We start from the raw sequence: 17,983 nt of genomic DNA, 5'->3' as shown, positions 1-17,983 counted from the left end.
TTACTACACATCCACATTCATAAAAAAAGACTGTCCCGAAAAAGGCGGTCTTTTTTGCCTGAAATAATCTTATTCTGTGCGTATTACAAAAGATACGCAAATCAGAAACCTTTATGAAATAAACAGACCGGATGATTTTTTTATTAACTTTAAGGTAGATAATCACAGAAAATCATACATAGAATAAATATGATTCTGAAAAATAAAAAGAAACCCTCCAATAGAGATCTGAAATAATAAGTTCAGTCAAATACACCAAATCTAAAAACCACTAAACAATGAGTAAGGAAAGTTACATAGGCGGAGATTATATTGAAACCACGGGTGGAGATAATCGTAGTTTTGCGAAAGAAAATATTGTGAATTCTTCAGGAACACAGTTTAGACAGGAAGGAACAGAGGGAGTGACTTACGGAACCAACAAAGATCCGGTTAATATTACAGCCGCCGCAGTACTGAATGCTTATGTTGCCCGGCTTGAAGATAAAACTTACACTAAAATCAGTTCCGCTACAGTAGGTGATACAGTATACATAGTTGTGAAAACAGCAGGGCTGGCAGGTAAAAAAATAGAAGTCAATCTAAAAGACCGTGATGGTATTTTAAGCGCAAAGCCATATGAGTTGGTAGACCTGTTTCAAGATGACAAAGATGTAGAGGGAGTACTTACGGCAACGGTAGACAAAGAAGGCCTTGCTGTTTATAAAGTAAAACTTCAGCCTACAGCAGAAAAAAAAGATATTGAAGCCTGGGGAACTAAAATAAACAGTGCCAAAGACAAAAAAGTAAATACCTGCATCATGGTAGATGCCGGGAAGCATAATCCCGGAGTGGAAATTACTTATATGGGGAAAAATCCAAAAGAGAGTGAAAATGATTCCCAGACAGCTTCTCAGCCCAATTACTGGCTTGATGAAAACGGAAAATGGTTTGAGATTAAATATTGTGAATGCAGTGTTTACTCTATTGATAAAGAATTGCTTAACGGTCCGAATGTTGTTCATACCAAAGCAGACAGTAAGGTAAAAGGGAATGCGGGAATCCAGAAAATTATAGCCATTGTTTTACACAGGACAATCGGTTCATCAATTGCCGGGGCTATTGCTCATACAAAAGGAACCCATTTTTATGTGGAAGGATCACGGGGTACTGATGGCGAAATATTCCAGCCGATTAAGCTGGATCAGTATTCCAATCACATTATGAATAAGACGGCACGTACTGCCCATATGGAAATCCAGACAGAAAATTCCATCGGAATAGAGGTGATCGGAATGGCTTATTACAAAGATGGAAAAGACCTGTATACCGTTTATGATACCAAGGTGAAAAATCCGGAATCTGTTAAATTAACGGCAGCCTTCAAAGGACAGCGTCAGATTAATGGAAAATGGAAAGATGCTGATATTTACTGGGATCAGCTGACTGATGCACAGGTTAAATCAGTAAAGTGTATTGTAGTTGCATTGATGAAAAAATACAACCTGAAAAAAGAAAATATCTTTACCCATGAAGAAATGCAGTCCAAAACTGCAGGTGAAGGCCAGGTTGTAAAAGATGCTATTCTTCCATTATTAAATGAATGCTTATGAGAAACGTATTATTGATCCTATTTACATCTATCCTTTTCTCGGGATGTGGTTCCTTACAGGGGCAGAATAAAGATGTAGAACAGTTTGTTAAAAAAGTAGTGGAAATCTACAACGAAAAAAATTCTGATAAATTTAACCAGTTGATTGATAAAAATTCAGGATTGACCCTAATTACAACCACCGGTCCTAATAACAGCTGGTTAAAAGTGCAGAAACTTTGTCTGGATAAAAAATGCCTTGATAACAGAATTGCAGAATCAGCAGGAGTTCCTTATCAGTCACTTTTGGAAGAATACAAAACAGGAGATCTCAATCTGAATACCATTGAATTTACCGAAAAATCATTTTTTGAATGTGAAAAAATTGAGAAAGAGGGAATTTTTGTCGCTTCAGAAAATAAATTTCACGCTTTATCAGAATCCATTAATTTCTTTCTCGAAAATTCTCCTAAGATCCTTGGTGAAGAATTAGAAGCAAAGAAGAAAAACGAACTGGTAAAAGACATTGGGAAGTTCAAAAAAATGGAAACAAAAAGCCGCAGGGTAACGGTAAACAGTAAAGACGGAACTTTTATTTTCTATATCACCAATATAGGTGGGAAATGGTATCTCACCGTCATAGATTTTGCTTCTATGGATTGTAGCGTATAGATTAAATACCACGGATAAAATCAGTATAACAAAGTGTCTTAAGAGATCAGGGAAATATGAAAACCTTTTCAACAAAATATAAGCTGCTTTTAGCCTTATTAATGATTTTTAATTCTGTTTTTTCACAAAAAATAAAGCTTGCTGATCATGAAAATTTAAGAAAGGATACTGTCGTTTTATTTAATAAAAGCATCATAATTAATACCCCTGTAGTGATGGGGAACGGACCAGTTGAAACCGAGAATATTCTTGAAATTGAAGATAGAGGAAATACGAAAATTTTAAAGTTCAATTCCTTATCAAATGGAAATAGTTCCTGGCTTTATATTCAGAATAAACAAAATAAAATTTACATTACTAAAGAACTTAATTATAGCAACGGAATTTATAAAAAAGAGCTGAAGAAAAATGATTTTGATTACCTGCCCGCCACTCAAACCTGCACAAAAAAATCGTCAGTAATAGTTGATAAAAGTATTTCTTTAACAGACTTTTTTAAATTCACTCCTGATGATTGTTACAAATGTCCTATTAATATCAGTATTGATGAGTGTCTTAAAAATAGAAAGGTTAAGTACAACTGGTAACCTGAAAAATAGTTAAATTTGAAAACAAAACCAAGAAAACCCGGATTTATCAATGAGTAAAGTCACCAATCAATTAAAATATTTTTCAAAATTATCCGCAGTATTTTTTTTCAGTTTATTGAAGATCTATGGAATAGGAATACTTTCCACGGTGATCGTCATGGTAGCTGGAATTTATATATTATCCGCAAGCTTTGGAAGTGGTTTAGGGCACAGCGGAGCTTATTTGTTTATAGTGGCCGCCATTACAACAAAGCCGGTTTCCGCCAGTCTTTTCTTTTTACTGATGATTGCAGCACCGTTTTGTATCGGGATATTTTCCACAAAATACGCCATGTCCAATGTAATCAGCAGGTTGGTTAAAGATCATGCAGAAACCCTGTTGATCCCGGCTATTGATAAAGTGATGAACAAATTCAGATCAGGCCAGCCTACAGTCATCCGGAACAGTGCAGACTATGCTTTAGTTAAAATTCAGCTGATCAACGAGTTTAAAAACAGCTCAGAAAACAAAATCATAAAAAAGATTATAAGCTATGCCTTAAAAAAGATGAGCTTCGATGAACTGGATCTTAAAAGCGGAAATATTAACTTCTACGATCTTATTAAAACAAAACTGATCGAAAAGCTTCACGAGCTTGCCGAACCTTCTGCCATGATCTTTTATATCTATATAGGACTGCAGTGGCTAAGTCTGGCTATGCTCTATTTTCTGAATATATAAGGAATTATCAGACAGACGTGAAATCTTCTGAACAACGATGAACAGTGTATTTGTTCACCTCAGATAAGCATTAGTTCTCTATTCAAAGAATTACCTATCTTTATCCTTGTATAAATTTATATAAAAAAGATATATTTGTAAACAAGTATCTTTTGACAGATGATACGGGCTGAGAATGATTTCCCGGCTCTAAACACCAAATAATCTGACAGAATTAAAAAGAACACAGACATATTAATATAAGAAAAATTATCAATGGGAGTACTAGTAACCAACGAAACAGTAAAACAGCTATTTCATATTGCTCAGTCGATAGCGAAGGAAAACTATAATGGTACCTATGGAGGTCCGCACATTCTGCAGGCTTTAATGCATAAAGATATCGGACTTAATGAATTCCTGAAAAGCATAGAAAAAGATCCCGGTTATTTTTACGAATGGGCAGATGTTCGTATCGAAGAATATCCCAAAACCAACCATCTCCCGGATGAAGTACGTCCGGATGAAGCAGTGGATATCCTTATCGAAGAAGCAGATGATATCCGTTTAAAATTGGGTCTGGATGAAATTACTCCAATCTGTATCCTGACAGCGATTGTAAAACCTCAGGTTGCCTTTTCACTCCAGCAGTTGAAATCATTACCGCTGAGAGAACATGAAATTTTCAATCTGTACAGAAAAGATACCCCTTTTACTGTAGCTGAAGACGGAGATTTCTCTTCCCTTTTTTCAAATGGATCAGACTTTACAGACTCCTCCTTTCCTTCCATTAAAAGTTATTGCGTAGACAGAACCGCGCAGGCCAGAAAAGGAGAACTTGAAAATATTATAGGAAGAGACAAAGAACTGAGGATGCTCGTTGAGATTCTTTGCCGAAGAAGCAAACCGAATGTGATCATTATCGGTGAACCGGGAGTTGGAAAAACAGCTTTGGTAGAAGGTTTTGCCATTGAAATTACCAAAGGAAATGTTCCTGAAATGCTAAAAAATGCAACTCTTCTGGAATTGGATACAGGAGCACTTTTAGCCGGAACTTCTTATAAAGGCGAAATTGAAGATCGTCTGAAAAAAGTCATTAATGAATGCAAAAAAATTGAAAAAGCAGTTCTTTTCATTGATGAAATTCACACTTTACTGGATCCGAAAGGAAGCATCGGAAACGTTGCGAACCTTCTGAAGCCGGAACTCGCAAGAGGCGAAATTACAGTAATTGGCGCCACCACTCAGGAAGAATACAGAAAGATCATTGAACCGGAACAGGCTTTTAACCGCCGTTTTGAAGTACTGACTGTGAATGAACCTGATGAGCAGACCTGCGTGAAAATGATTGATGTACTTTTGGAAGGTTATAAAAAACACCATGGTATTGAAGTAGAAAAAGCTGCCCTTCCGGAATGTGTACGTCTGGCAAAGCGATATGCCAAAGGTAAAAAACTACCGGATGCTGCTATTGATCTTCTGGACAGAACCATGGCCGCCATCAAAATGCTGGACGAGCTTTCAGAAAAAGAACTGGAAAGCTGGAAAGAAAGCTATGAAGCCATTCTGAAAGAAGAGTTTACAGACAGCAAACATCAGGCAGACGAACTGATCTGGACCTATAATTTGCTGAGAGATAAGATAAGCCCTATTTTATGGGGATCTCTAAGTGAGCAGCCCACGCTGGATAACGCTATGCCTGTAGAGCAGATTCATAAAATAATTGATGACACGTATGCTGAACTTCTACAGCATGCAGCCCAAAAAAGAGAAAAAGTTGGCCGTCTGGAACTGGCAGCAGTAATGGCGGCAAAAACCAATATTCCTATCGGGAAAATCCAGGCTCAGGAAAAAGAAAAACTCCTGAATATGGAATCTATGCTCATGAACAGGGTAGTGGGCCAGGATCATGCACTGAAAATCCTTTCAGATGCCATTGTGGAAAACCGAAGCGGACTGAATAAACCGGGACAGCCTATCGGATCATTCTTCCTGCTGGGACCTACCGGGACAGGGAAAACCGAGCTGGCCAAATCAATGGCAGAGCTTCTTTTCAATGACGAAAAAGCAATGGTACGCTTTGATATGTCCGAATTTAAAGAAGAACATTCAGCAGCCCTTTTATACGGTGCACCTCCGGGATATGTAGGATACGAAGAAGGAGGGATGCTTGTTAACAAAATCAGACAGCAGCCTTATACCGTGGTTCTCTTTGATGAAATTGAAAAAGCCCATCATTCCGTTTTTGATGTATTCCTGCAGATCATGGATGAAGGAAAAGTTCATGATAAATTAGGAAAAGAAGGAGATTTCAGCAATGCGCTGATATTATTTACTTCCAATATCGGAAGTGAAGAGATCGTAAAGCAGTTTGAAGAAGGGAAAATCCCTGAATCATCTTCACTGATGCAGATCATGTCCAATTCCGGTAGATTCAGACCAGAATTCCTTGCAAGAATTACGGAGATTATTCCTTTTGCGCCAATCACAGAATCTATTGCAGAAAGAATTTTCAATATTCAGCTGAAATCACTTCACGCTTCATTAACGAGATTGGGAATGGCTTTAAAGATCAGCGACGAAGCCGTGAAGAATCTGGCGTTAGGCGGATTCAGCAGCAAATACGGAGCAAGACAGATCTCCGGAGTAATTCGTGCCCAGCTGGCAAGGCCTATCTCCAAAATGATTGTAAGAGAAGAAGTGAAAACCGGACAGACCATTCATGTAGACTGGAATCAAGAAGAAGAAAAAATAAGCTGGAAAGTAGACTAAAATATAAAGCGGATCTGCTTATCGGCATTTTCGCTTTTTTATCCGATTACTTTTCCGCTTTTTAGAAAATAATAGAAAAGCACTTACAATGAAAACTGTATTCAAAAATATCTTTGCAGGACTAATGCTGACAGGAACTTCCATATTGGTAAACGGACAGTTTCTTGCCGCTTCAGATACCTCAGAAAGCAGTGTGAAGAAATATCAGAACATTATTAATGCCAATAAAGATATTGTTAAATATATTGAATATTCACTGGCACAAAAAGGATTACCGAAACACCTGAGAAATCTGGCGATGATAGAATCCCATTTTAATGAGAATATTACATCAGGGGCAGGAGCAGTAGGAGTATGGCAGTTTATGACCGCACATGCCAATCAGTATGGGCTTACCGAGCAGGCACGCAGGGATGGCTATAAAAGTACAAGAACAGCCGTAATTTCTCTGACGAATCTCTATAAAAAATATAACAACTGGGTAACGGTTGTAGCCGCTTACAACTGTGGGGAAGGAAATATTGCCAAAGCCATGCAGGCTGCAGGTTCTACTCAGTATCATGAGTTTTCTAGGTTTCTTCCGGCAGAAACCATCAATCATGTAAAGAAATATCTCAATGCCTGTTATGCAACAGGGGAACTGGAGAGCGTTTTGAGCAACTATAATTCTTCACGCATCAATAAGATTTTCTTTACGGAAGGAGGTTCTCAGAAATATAATGGACCATCTCTGGCCGAAACAGAAATTAACGCAGGCTTTAATTTGAATATTATCGCAGATGAATTAAAAGTGGACGTAGATAAGATTCTTGCCTGGAATCCTGGAATTGAGGAAGAACTTCAGAATACTGGTGAAAGTTCTTTTTATCTGCCAACCGACCTTATGCCGGATTTTCTTTTAAGAAAAAATAAGATTCTTTCCCGTTCCATTAAAGAAGGAAGTAAAATGCAGCAACAGCAGTAAATTCAAACAGTTTGAAAAACATAGTAAAAACAGCCGTACTTTTTAGTTGCGGCTGTTTTTTTAACCTGTATGATATCATCAATTATTTCTTTTAAATTTTATCCTTTTTAATCTCCATACAAAAACTTTGATAAAAGCAGCTTTTATTTATTCCTGAAAAACATAGAAATTATTGATCTGTTATTTGTTTTTGTAATTCAATGTTTTGGCATCATTAATCTATATAAAATCAATGGTTAAAAATATTCTAAAGTATCTTAAAATATATTAATATTTCTCAATTTAGTGTGAAAATTGAGTGTTTTGTTGAAATTTTTTAATAGTTTTAAATGTCTTGTTATGAGGTGTTTATGGGTGTTTTTTAAATCAAAAGTCGTAGAATTACGACATCAAATCGTAGAACTACTACAATTTTTCAGATTTATATAGAAAAACTTTTTTTTAAAAAAAGGACGTTCTATATTTGCTCAACAATCAATCACCAAATCACAAAATATTAACGATTAAAATTTACTAATCATGGCAGCAAATTCAAGAGGAATCTTAAAATTCAACGGAGGTGAAGGTCAAAAATTATTAAAGCTGAATTACAGCGTATCAAGAACTACGGACGTTTCAGGACGTGTAGCATCAGACCCTTCTAACGCATTAATCAAAGTTACAGTAGAAGCTACTGAAAAATCAGACATCTTAGAGAGCTTATTAAACGGAAAATATAAGCCTACAACCGGAGAGGTTACTTTCAACAAATCTCACGAAGAAGGAACTCTTATTACTTTGAACTGGGAGAACGGATATGTGATCCAGCATCAGGTAGAGTTCGATGCAATTGATGAAAACAGCATGTTGATCAGCTTTGTGATCAGTGCTGAAACAATTGACTATGGTAACTCTAAGTATAGTGGAATGTGGCCTTCAGACGGAAGCAAATAAATCCGAACATCATCTTAGTAAAAATAAATTGGTACAGAATAGTAAATTCGAGAGAATAGACTATTCTGTTTTTCCATTTAAAGAAACTAAATCATTAATATTGGTTTTTATTAATTGATAATCAATGTTTTATAAATAATAATCGATCCGAAAAAGAGAAAGATATTCTCTTTGAATTCATTTAACTTAAAAAACACACATTATGTTTAAAGATGACCAATCGATAAAAGTACAGAACCCGAACAATACGATGAATGATTTGCCGGGAGAAAACCAGCTGACAGATGCTGTAAAAGATAATGTTGTAAAAAAAGCAGAACAAAAACTGGAAGGTGTAGGAAAAGCAGCTCAAAAAAATATTCAGAAAACCCAGCAGGCCTATTCAAATGCGGCACAGGGAACGAATATGTTTATGAATCAGACGCTGGTGCCGAATGATCCTTCCATTGTTGAAAATAAAGTGTGGTCTAAACAACCTACCTCCAAGATCCATAATGTTGAAGGTATTGTTGAAAATTATATTGCCGGTATCAACCGTGTTGTTAAGCTTGATATTGTGATCGAAGGACAGATCATTAAACATTTCAAGCATTTTAAACTCGTACAGAGTGCTTCCAGACATCATGAATTCAGTATCACATTAGCTCATGATACCTTAGAGAGTGCAGAAAATCATAACCTGCAGGAGGCACAGAGTTTTTTAGGAAAGAGAATCACAGTAGTTTTTAAATATAAAGATGTTGAGCAGGGGCCTGAACGTAACTTTGTAGGCGTGATCACAGAAGTGGGATTCAGCCAGGAAAAAGGAAGTTTAGGAAATATCGTGCTTACAGGATACAGTCCGACGGTGCTTCTTGATGCGGCACCTCATATTCAAAGCTTTGGCGGAGCACAGCCGGTTAGCTTAAACAGTATTGCCGATCAGGTGATAAGAGAAGGGCTGGGACAGAATAAGTTTGATTTCAGGGTAGATGCCCAGTACGGAAATGTTTCTTACAGCTCACAGTACGAAGAAACCCATTATAATTATCTGGCCAGAATCGCTGAAGCTTATGGTGAACAGTTTTATTATGATGGTGAAGTGCTTCATTTCGGGAAACTTCCGCCTCAGGAAAAACCTGTAAAACTTACTTATGGAAGCAGTGTAAGTGATATTGCGATCAAAATGAAAGCACAGCATGTAAGTCCAAGTTTTTATGGTTACAATAGTAGCAAAAATGAAAAGCTTACAGGAGGCAGCCCGAAGATCAGCCATACTTCAGATATTGCCAAACGTGCTTATGAAATATCAGAAAAAACGTTTACCACTCCATCTTTAAGAGTAGCGCCTATCAAAGCATCCTCTTTCATGGATATTGATGCTTCACAGAAAGGAACCGCTGGAAGTTCTGCTTCAGAAGTGTTCATCACATCAGGAACTACAACTGTTCCGTTCCTGTATCCCGGATGTACCGCAGATATTGAAATGCGTAAAGCAGATACCAACGATACCGCTTATTTCACCAAATTAATGATTACCGGGGTAGTGCACGAAGTGGATGCAAGAGGATATTATGACGGACATTTCGAAGCCATTGCAGCAGATACCGGATTTATTCCGCGCCCGGAATTCCATACTCCAAAAGCAGAATCTCAGTTTGCTAAAGTAATCTCCAATACAGACCCCTTAAACCAAGGAAGAGTAAAAGTACAGTTTGACTGGCAAAGCGGACCGGATACTACAGAATTTATCCGTGTTATGTCTCCTGATGCCGGAAGCAGCGACAAAGTCAATAAAAATCGTGGTTTCATGTCTATTCCTGAAGTGGGTGACCAGGTAATTACCAATTTCGTACACCAGCATCCGGACCGTCCGTTTGTGATGGGAGGAATGTTTCATGGAGGTATTGGTGCAGGAGGAGGAGCCGGAAATAATATCATGAGTTTAAGCAGTAAGAGTGGAAATATTATCCAGTTTCATGATGGATGCGGAATTGAGATTAAAGACAGAAACAAAAATCACGTTACTTTAAGTGGAACCGGTAATATAGATACAAAGGTAAGTAATGACAGTACGGAGAATATTGGAAATAATCTTACTATAAATGTAGGAACAAATACTACAATTGATGTCGGGAAAGGAAAATCCAAAATTACGATGGATAATGCCGGGAAAATTAATATTAATAGTATTTCTGAAATAAAACTGGAGACAGGGAGCAGTTCTATTACAATGGACAAAAGTGGAAATATTACAATAAAAGGAACTAATATTACGATAGAAGGAACTAATACAAAAGTTATTGGAAGCTCACTTGCACAAATTGGAAAAAAAGAGGCAAATCCGGGAGTATCAGTTGACGGGAACGTGACAATAAAAGGAGGAAAAATAATTGAAAATTAATAATGAATAAAATTCAATTAAGAGAAAAAGATAGTATTTCTGATATTGCAATAGATTTAGGAATAGATTTAACAGTCCTGATAGAATTTCATAATGCTAATTCTCAACCCCATGAATGGATTAGAAAAGATCTTACAGTTGCATCATGGGTCAAAGAATTGATTATACCAGATTCTGCTGAAAATTTAAGGAAAATAAAAAAACAACGGGAATCACCAAATATTGTTAATTTGGTTCAAAAGCAGGTTGAAGCGAGCTATAAGATTTTACAAAAAATTGATATGCAAGTTTCAGGAAGCAGTATGATTGATTCTGAAACCGAAATTATCTGGGAATTTAAAAAGACAGGAAAACAAGATGTTTTTTATGGTAATGTTCAACAAACAAAACATCAAATAAAATATATTAAATCAATGTATCGCCAATTGACCGAATATATGCAGAGATTTAATAAGCCAATTGAAAATCTTGTTGTGGAATTAGCTCCTCAAGGATCTATTAAGGCTATTTCTAATCAGTCCGAGATAAAATCAGAGTGGGAAACCCTTAGAAAAGAATTGCAATCTGAAATGGGTGATACATTGGAGGAAAAAAATATGTTAGAAGGAGGAGATAAAGATTTTAGTAATACTTTACCACTCATAAAAAATAATATCCTCTATAATCTGTTCTTTAATGAAGTTTTCCAGGAATATAATGAAGCAGGAGAGTTTATTCAATTAGGAGAACAAAAATATAATTCCCAAATTTTCAATAGTGAAAAAGTGAACACTACGATAAAAAGAAAAATAGAAAAAGAGGGTAACATTGCTAAACTAAAATTTTATTCTGAATCTCATCCTGAAAAAAATGAACATTTAAGAGAGCTTTATAATACTAAATTAAGAGAGTTTTTGAAAGAAGGTTATAATTATCTACTTACTTGGTCTATAGAATATCATTATGATATTGAAAAAGGTAAAATGTTATTCTGTCATTCTAAAATCAAAGAGCAGGCAAGTAATAGTTATAGTCATTTAATGGAACATATTATAAATCCCACATAAAATAAAACAATGAGTAAATTATATGTACCTGACGGAGCATGGTTAGTCTGCTCGGATGGAATGAAAAAACAGCAGATAAAAGTTACAAGCCAAAGTACAGTGACTATTGCTGGTGGTTATCTCAAAGCTACAACAGACGATCGTCCCGGAGGAAACTTTATGTGTGCAAAAATGGTTATTGGAGGAGCAATATTAGGGGCTGCAATTGCTGCAGTTTTAGTAGCTGGTTCTGTAGTGACAGGTGGTGCTTTGGCTGTTGCTGTAGGAGCTGCAGTTGGTGCAGGAGTAGGTTTAAGAGCTGCAATGATGCCATCAATTTGTGGGATGTTATTAAAAGGTTGGACGCCCTATGATAAAGATGTTCTGACAGTGGGAAACCATCCTTTATTAGAAAATTCAATGATACCATGCCGGTTAGGGGGAAATGTTATGATTTTGTATTCGGAAAAGGCTGCTGATGAATTTACGGATAAAGTTATAGCAGAAACGGTATTAACAGTTGGAGCTGTTATTTGTGTTTCTTATCTTGCTACGGCTTTGGCTACCGCTGTTGTAAGCGGCGTAAGTACCGTGATATTAACAGGTATAGAATATGGTGTAACTTCAGCAGCTGTACAGGGAATCAGTGTATTTTCCGTTTTTGTAATGTCATATGGAGTAAATTTCGGATATGATTGGCTTAAAGAGATTAGCGGTTTTGAAAACTATGTAACAGGTGAAGCTTATGGTCTAAATAATAGACAGGAAAATGTTGAAATGGGAGAAGCTACAGATAAATTATACGGAGCAATGTCTGATGGAATGGGCTCAGGCAAAGATATCGCAAATGGACAAATTTCCGGATATAATAGTACCACTGCAAGTAATTCTACATTCTCACAAAATAGGGTTTTTATAGCTGATAATTCAGGGAATGTTACTCCTCCGGGAACTACAGTTACAAATACAACTGTCTCAGTTAATAATCAATTACCCAACTCCAGTGTTGGTGCAAGCAGAATTCAAATCAGTGAAACCAATTCCAATATTAGAGTCACTCCTAATACTACAAATGCTTCAACCACAAATGTGACATCTGTATATGGTACCCAATATAATAACTCTTTGAGAAGTAATATGGCTACTGGTGTTAAAGAAACTTTCGGTGGTGGTGTTTTAAGAATAAATGGTTTACTGAAAGGATTAGGTATTAATTTAGGTATTGATATATTCAGAGCTACATCAAACTGGGCTTTAGCTTCTCAAATAAAAGACCTGAACAATGCTATGCTTAACGAAGAAGCGGCTGCACGAGCTAAGATAACTGTATTGGCAGGAAAAGATTAATAACATTAACTTCATGAAAAATATTCTTTTTGTACTCATTCTCTTATTTCCAATAATTATTTCCATTTTTTGTTATTCTAAAGTGCTTGATATTAGCTCTAAACTACAATTTATTAGTGAAATGCCTATTATAGCAAAAGAAAATAGTAGGGTAAAGCTATATATTGATAAGCATGCAAGTAAAAGGCGAATTTATTTTTTTGTAAAAAAAGATTCTAAATTAATACAATATAAAAGAGAGTATAGAGGGGTGATCACCAACTGGCGGGTTGCTTTAAAGAATGAAGCTTTTGTAAGTGAAAATCATCTTTCATTTTATATAGATTCGAGCAAGCCGGATAATGATAATGAAAAACCCTTTTTTAGCTTAAATAATGAGAGAAAAAACGTTGCTTATTACTCAGATATATTTCAGTACGTGAAAGAAAAATATTTTTTTTATCTGCTAATTGTTTTTTTGATTTATGCATTTGGTTCTGGTTGGCTCATAGATTATTTAGGTGGAGTTACACAGCATAAAACTTTGGCAATATTGTTCTTTTTAGATATATTGTATTTTATAATTTTACTTTTCTGGTAATTTCAAAACTGATTATTTAAAATATTTTATGAAAAAAATACTGCAAATCATTATTCTGGTTATAGTTTTATTGCTATTAGCCGTTATTGTGAAATATAAGTTATTTACAGATAATGATACTAAATTTTATAAAGATGGATGGACTGCGTATGAAAATAAACAGTATGATCTGACAATTTTTTATCTCAACCGCGTGGATAAAAATAAATTTCCAGATATATCAGCTCCATTGGGGTTTTCTTATTTAGAAAAACAGGATTTTGAAAATGCTATAAATAATTTGCAGGAAGCTTATAATAACAAAATAGGCGAAAAAGAAGGGTATTATGATAAAATATCCAATTCTCTTGGAATATGCTACATGCAAAAAGGAGACCTGAATAAATCAAAATTGTATTTACAGGAAGCACAGAAATTGGGAAATCCAGATAGTAAAAGGAATCTTCAGATTTTGGATTCTTTAGAACATATCCGAAGCAAATAAGAGCTCATATTGGAATAAATGTTTCAGCCTCTGCAATAAGCCATTACACTTACTGTTTATTTATTTTTAGGAATTTTAATATTATGAAAAAACTAATTGCAATATTGGGTGTGGTTATATTACTAGGGGGAATGGCCTATCTTTTTTTGTTTAAGAATGACAATGAAAAATTTTTTGATCAAGGAGTGGAATATTATAACCAGAAACAATACAATGACGCTCTATTTTATTTTGAAAAAGCTGAACAATTGGACAATGTTGAAGCATTAAAATATTCCGGAACGATTTATCTTGAATCCGGAGATCCTCAAAAAGCAATTTCTAAGTTTGAAAAATACATAAGTAAGATTGGCCTTAATGATAATGATTCAAAGTTTGCATTAAATGATTTAGGAGTTGCTTATTTTAAGCTCAATGATATAGAAAATGCAAAAAAGTATTGGAAAAAGGCAGCAGAATTGGGGAATATAACGAGTTCAAATAATCTGAAAGAACTTGAGACAAAAATGAAATAATGTTGTTTCAATATATGTTTTGGAGTATATTTTGAAATATGAATCCTAATTAGAAAATAAAACTTGAAATCTAGAATTCTCAAAAGTAGAAGATCTGAAAAAGGTCTTTTTTATAAGAATGAGAAGCTATCCTTATATCATATAGAGATTTGAAAACATAATTGTAATCAATGAAAAGTAAAGAGTTCAGATTTGAAGGATTAGACACAAAAACAGAACTTAAATTAGCTTTAAACCTAATTCTTCCAGGATTAATTGTAATGATTGGAACTCTTGCACTCACAAATATGTTGCTTCCAAAAATTCATTTTTTATATCCATTGCTTTTTGCAGCCTTCTTAACTCTTTCGGGATGTATGCTTATTTTAAAACAGCTTGCAAAACGTATACAAGCAAAAGAGTGGGTGGTTGTAATAAATAATGAAAATCTTACTATAAAATTTCAAAACCTACAATATATTTTTAATTTGGCTGATATTAAGATGATTAAAAATTTGGGAAATGCAGGCTTTCGTTATTTAACCTTTATAACAAACAAAGATATTATTAAAATTAGAGTAGGTAACACAGGTTTAACGCCGTTTTCTTCAGAAAAAGATATTGAAGAATTGGATGAATTTGTTAAATATTTAATGCCCTATATTCGAGAGAATTTCAATCAAAAAGAACTGAAAAACATTATAAACATTAATGTTTTCCCAAATTTTGGGGTGTATGTTTTAAAAGGGGATAAAATAAAGTATTCAATCATCAATAAGATGGAACCATGGCAAGTCTTTGTATTTGGTATTGGATTATTTTTTTTAATTCTTTTTTTACTCATACAATTTTTATTTTATTATTTTGACAATCATTAAGACAGCTTATTTACCAAAAGAGATGTTTTATTTTAGTGTAAAATAATACTATTTCCAATTTAAAAAGAACGAATAACCCCTTTCCCAACAGCCATTGATCCATTATGTTAAATCAAAAGTCGTAGAATTACGACACCAAATCGTAGTATTACTACAATTTTTCAGATTTGTATTCTAAAACTTTTTCATTGAAGAGCTGAGGCCTATCTTTGCTCTGTAATCAATCACTATTCACAATATATAAACACTTTAAAATTCACCAATCATGGCAGCAAATTCAAGAGGAATCTTAAAATTTAATGGAGGAGAAGGTCAGAAATTATTAAAACTGAATTACAGCGTATCAAGATCTACAGATGTTTCAGGACGTGTAGCGTCAGACCCTTCTAACGCATTGATCAAAGTTACAGTAGAAGCTACTGAAAAATCTGATATTTTAGAAAGCTTATTAAACGGAAAATATAAACCTACAACAGGAGAGGTTACCTTCAACAAATCACACGAAGAAGGAACTCTGATCACTTTGAACTGGGAAAACGGATATGTAATCCAGCATGAAGTAGATTTCGACGCTGTAGACAGCAACAGCATGTTAATCAGTTTTGTAGTAAGCGCAGAAATCATCGGCTTTGGAGGTTCCAAATACGAAGGATTATGGCCAGGTAAATAAGTCCACAGTCTTTTATTAAAATAACAACTAAGCAGGATAGTAATTCACTATCCTGCTTTTTTATCCCCTGAGTAAATCTTTGTAGCTTTGCCTATATCATACAATCAGAAATAACTTTGAAAACGCATACCTTAATCACAACCCTTACTTTCATTGGTTTTTTTATACTCCCTACTGATTTTTTGGGTCAGAAAACAGCAGTTGATCCCGAGTATATCTTCCACGGTCCTGTAAAAACGATGTCAATCTCCAAACAGGATTACTCCGAAGAAAAAAAAGAACTGAAATCCTATTTTGAATACGATAAAAAAGGACGGAAGATCAGGGAAGTATCACCATACAGTACGGGAAGCGAATATTATTATCCGGATCAGAATACTGAAAGCCCCGTTCTTACCAGACTTTACAATAAACAGGATAACAAGGAATTAAAAATAAGCCTTGAAGATCAGGATTCCAATGGAAGGAAGAGGCTCAGCGGTGATCTTGAAAATGAAAAATGGTCATACTATTATATCTACGACTACGGCAGCAAAACCAATGAGATCAGATGGTTTGCAGATGGTGAAATATACCACCGGGAGACCCACGAATCCATAGATCTGGAGAAATTCAGAATTCCTGAAGGATTTGTACCTTTTGAATGGGACAGAAATCTTTCCAAAGGAACGGATGTTAAAAAGAAAACGTTCTCTGATAACGACGATAATCACGACCTTACCTTTGAGTTTGTACAGAAAGGAAATCCGGAAAATAAAGTAAGCTTTTACTATCATGGAAATGATGTTTATGATTCGGGAAGAGGAACCTGGTACAGATATGAGGATGGAAAATTAACAGAAGAGCGTTATGTATACAGCGGATCGGAACTTTCCGACTTTGGGCACCGTTATACCTACAATGACAAAGGTCTGCTGGTCTCTGATCATTACGGCTACTTCAGCAAAATACCCGATGATTTTATGCAGCGGAAAGTATATCAATACAATGAAAAAGGAGACTGTATACAGGAAACACAAGATGAAGAAAAGGCTAAACCATTTGTGATCCGTAGAGAATATAAATATGATAGCCAGAATAATTGGGTAAGCCGTAAAGAAATATATGGAGACGGGTCAGGAGGAACCATTACACGTCATTTTACCTATTATAAACCAGGCGATGAAAATAGTAAAAACAGCCTTACACCAGCCATTTATCAGGAAAACCTGGTGTTGCTCCGGCAATATAAACCAACCGCTGAAAACCTTTACAAAGACTATCTCTTAGCCCTAAAACAGAAAAACGAAACCCAGCCCAAAACAACAGACTACAGGAAGCTGAGATCTGCAAAATGGCAGGATTTCTTACCCTCACAACAAAAGTTGGATACCCTTGCTACAGGAGATCTTAATAAAGACGGACTGGAAGATGCGGTATTGGTCTATGAGCAGGAAAAGCTTCTTAAGCATGAGCGAAATGAAAAACGAATTCTCAGGATCCTTTTAAAACAGCCGGACGGTCAATACACGATGGCTGCAGAAAGCAGTGATGCTGTAGCGGGAGAAAACATGAATAATGTATTTTTTACCGGAATAGAGATCAAAAAAGGACTGCTTGTCATTAATCATGATTTCCTTAGAGGTGGTGCAGTACATAAATACAGATACCAGAACAACGGATTTTATCTGATTGGCGCAGAATCACGCTCAGGAGATGCTTCCCACTATTCAAGTATAGACTATAATCTCAGTACCGGAAAATATGTTGCCGAATTTGAAAACTCCGAATCAGATCCCCAGCTCCCGAAATCATACAAAAAAGAAGGCGTAAAAAAGATCTCGCCTCTGCCGGAAATTGAAACGTTTGAGTTGTTTTCACTGGAAGTGAATGGAAATAGGCTTTAGTGACAGAAAAAAGATAATAGACAGAGAGATGATAG

At 35.4% G+C, this 17,983-nt stretch carries 16 protein-coding genes; all 16 read left to right on the top strand.

Features of this window, described 5'->3' with window-relative positions; all coding sequences use genetic code 11:
• Positions 1–278: 278 nt before the first annotated feature.
• The 16 genes from J2Y40_RS08445 (at position 279) to J2Y40_RS08370 (ending at position 17,948) form a co-directional block, all read left to right on the top strand.
• Positions 279–1,592 carry an N-acetylmuramoyl-L-alanine amidase gene (locus J2Y40_RS08445; RefSeq protein ID WP_309998361.1) on the top strand — a complete coding sequence of 438 codons (1,314 nt, stop codon included), beginning with the start codon at positions 279–281 and terminating at the stop codon, positions 1,590–1,592.
• Entirely contained in the window at positions 1,589–2,242 is a 654-nt protein-coding gene (locus J2Y40_RS08440) for a hypothetical protein (protein WP_153398617.1), read from the top strand. Before J2Y40_RS08445 ends, J2Y40_RS08440 begins: the two co-directional genes overlap by 4 nt.
• 56 nt (positions 2,243–2,298) lie before the next feature.
• Positions 2,299–2,829 carry a hypothetical protein gene (locus J2Y40_RS08435; RefSeq protein WP_153398619.1) on the top strand — a complete coding sequence of 177 codons (531 nt, stop codon included), beginning with the start codon at positions 2,299–2,301 and terminating at the stop codon, positions 2,827–2,829.
• A gap of 52 nt (positions 2,830–2,881) precedes the next feature.
• Positions 2,882–3,553 (top strand): hypothetical protein, encoded by a 672-nt coding sequence (locus tag J2Y40_RS08430; protein ID WP_309998358.1) that lies wholly within the window; start codon positions 2,882–2,884, stop codon positions 3,551–3,553.
• A gap of 255 nt (positions 3,554–3,808) precedes the next feature.
• Positions 3,809–6,304, top strand: coding sequence for an ATP-dependent Clp protease ATP-binding subunit (locus tag J2Y40_RS08425; protein WP_153398623.1), 2,496 nt, complete (start codon positions 3,809–3,811; stop codon positions 6,302–6,304).
• 88 nt (positions 6,305–6,392) lie between these two features.
• Positions 6,393–7,268, top strand: coding sequence for a lytic transglycosylase domain-containing protein (locus J2Y40_RS08420; RefSeq protein ID WP_153398625.1), 876 nt, complete (start codon positions 6,393–6,395; stop codon positions 7,266–7,268).
• Positions 7,269–7,787: 519 nt separating this feature from the next.
• Complete coding sequence (gene tssD, locus J2Y40_RS08415) at positions 7,788–8,201, top strand: type VI secretion system tube protein TssD (protein WP_185152019.1); 414 nt, start codon at positions 7,788–7,790, stop codon at positions 8,199–8,201.
• A gap of 202 nt (positions 8,202–8,403) precedes the next feature.
• On the top strand, positions 8,404–10,584 hold the full coding sequence (locus tag J2Y40_RS08410; protein WP_153398628.1) for a type VI secretion system Vgr family protein: 2,181 nt from the start codon (positions 8,404–8,406) through the stop codon (positions 10,582–10,584).
• 2 nt (positions 10,585–10,586) lie between these two features.
• Complete coding sequence (locus J2Y40_RS08405; RefSeq protein WP_309998353.1) at positions 10,587–11,630, top strand: hypothetical protein; 1,044 nt, start codon at positions 10,587–10,589, stop codon at positions 11,628–11,630.
• Positions 11,631–11,639: 9 nt separating this feature from the next.
• Positions 11,640–12,956 (top strand): PAAR-like protein, encoded by a 1,317-nt coding sequence (locus J2Y40_RS08400; RefSeq protein ID WP_309998349.1) that lies wholly within the window; start codon positions 11,640–11,642, stop codon positions 12,954–12,956.
• Between the two features lie 13 nt (positions 12,957–12,969).
• Entirely contained in the window at positions 12,970–13,536 is a 567-nt protein-coding gene (locus J2Y40_RS08395; protein WP_153398634.1) for a hypothetical protein, read from the top strand.
• Positions 13,537–13,564: 28 nt separating this feature from the next.
• Positions 13,565–14,020 (top strand): tetratricopeptide repeat protein, encoded by a 456-nt coding sequence (locus tag J2Y40_RS08390; RefSeq protein WP_153398636.1) that lies wholly within the window; start codon positions 13,565–13,567, stop codon positions 14,018–14,020.
• Between the two features lie 83 nt (positions 14,021–14,103).
• Complete coding sequence (locus tag J2Y40_RS08385) at positions 14,104–14,535, top strand: tetratricopeptide repeat protein (protein WP_153398638.1); 432 nt, start codon at positions 14,104–14,106, stop codon at positions 14,533–14,535.
• A gap of 170 nt (positions 14,536–14,705) precedes the next feature.
• On the top strand, positions 14,706–15,392 hold the full coding sequence (locus J2Y40_RS08380; protein ID WP_153398640.1) for a hypothetical protein: 687 nt from the start codon (positions 14,706–14,708) through the stop codon (positions 15,390–15,392).
• A gap of 265 nt (positions 15,393–15,657) precedes the next feature.
• Positions 15,658–16,062, top strand: coding sequence for a type VI secretion system tube protein TssD (gene tssD, locus J2Y40_RS08375; protein ID WP_185152020.1), 405 nt, complete (start codon positions 15,658–15,660; stop codon positions 16,060–16,062).
• Positions 16,063–16,178: 116 nt separating this feature from the next.
• On the top strand, positions 16,179–17,948 hold the full coding sequence (locus J2Y40_RS08370; protein WP_309998346.1) for a hypothetical protein: 1,770 nt from the start codon (positions 16,179–16,181) through the stop codon (positions 17,946–17,948).
• Positions 17,949–17,983: the final 35 nt, after the last annotated feature.

The sequence above is a fragment of the Chryseobacterium sp. 2987 genome, assembly GCF_031456375.1.
GTDB lineage: Bacteria > Bacteroidota > Bacteroidia > Flavobacteriales > Weeksellaceae > Chryseobacterium > Chryseobacterium vaccae.
This window is presented reverse-complemented; position numbering and strand designations above follow the sequence as displayed.

Excerpts from the sequence above, each read along its gene's own strand:
- J2Y40_RS08445 (WP_309998361.1), top strand. The coding sequence starts at position 279 with ATGAGTAAGGAAAGTTACATAGGCGGAGATTATATTGAAACCACGGGT.
- J2Y40_RS08440 (WP_153398617.1), top strand. The coding sequence starts at position 1,589 with ATGAGAAACGTATTATTGATCCTATTTACATCTATCCTTTTCTCGGGA.
- J2Y40_RS08435 (WP_153398619.1), top strand. The coding sequence starts at position 2,299 with ATGAAAACCTTTTCAACAAAATATAAGCTGCTTTTAGCCTTATTAATG.
- J2Y40_RS08430 (WP_309998358.1), top strand. The coding sequence starts at position 2,882 with ATGAGTAAAGTCACCAATCAATTAAAATATTTTTCAAAATTATCCGCA.
- J2Y40_RS08425 (WP_153398623.1), top strand. The coding sequence starts at position 3,809 with ATGGGAGTACTAGTAACCAACGAAACAGTAAAACAGCTATTTCATATT.
- J2Y40_RS08420 (WP_153398625.1), top strand. The coding sequence starts at position 6,393 with ATGAAAACTGTATTCAAAAATATCTTTGCAGGACTAATGCTGACAGGA.
- tssD (WP_185152019.1), top strand. The coding sequence starts at position 7,788 with ATGGCAGCAAATTCAAGAGGAATCTTAAAATTCAACGGAGGTGAAGGT.
- J2Y40_RS08410 (WP_153398628.1), top strand. The coding sequence starts at position 8,404 with ATGTTTAAAGATGACCAATCGATAAAAGTACAGAACCCGAACAATACG.
- J2Y40_RS08405 (WP_309998353.1), top strand. The coding sequence starts at position 10,587 with ATGAATAAAATTCAATTAAGAGAAAAAGATAGTATTTCTGATATTGCA.
- J2Y40_RS08400 (WP_309998349.1), top strand. The coding sequence starts at position 11,640 with ATGAGTAAATTATATGTACCTGACGGAGCATGGTTAGTCTGCTCGGAT.
- J2Y40_RS08395 (WP_153398634.1), top strand. The coding sequence starts at position 12,970 with ATGAAAAATATTCTTTTTGTACTCATTCTCTTATTTCCAATAATTATT.
- J2Y40_RS08390 (WP_153398636.1), top strand. The coding sequence starts at position 13,565 with ATGAAAAAAATACTGCAAATCATTATTCTGGTTATAGTTTTATTGCTA.
- J2Y40_RS08385 (WP_153398638.1), top strand. The coding sequence starts at position 14,104 with ATGAAAAAACTAATTGCAATATTGGGTGTGGTTATATTACTAGGGGGA.
- J2Y40_RS08380 (WP_153398640.1), top strand. The coding sequence starts at position 14,706 with ATGAAAAGTAAAGAGTTCAGATTTGAAGGATTAGACACAAAAACAGAA.
- tssD (WP_185152020.1), top strand. The coding sequence starts at position 15,658 with ATGGCAGCAAATTCAAGAGGAATCTTAAAATTTAATGGAGGAGAAGGT.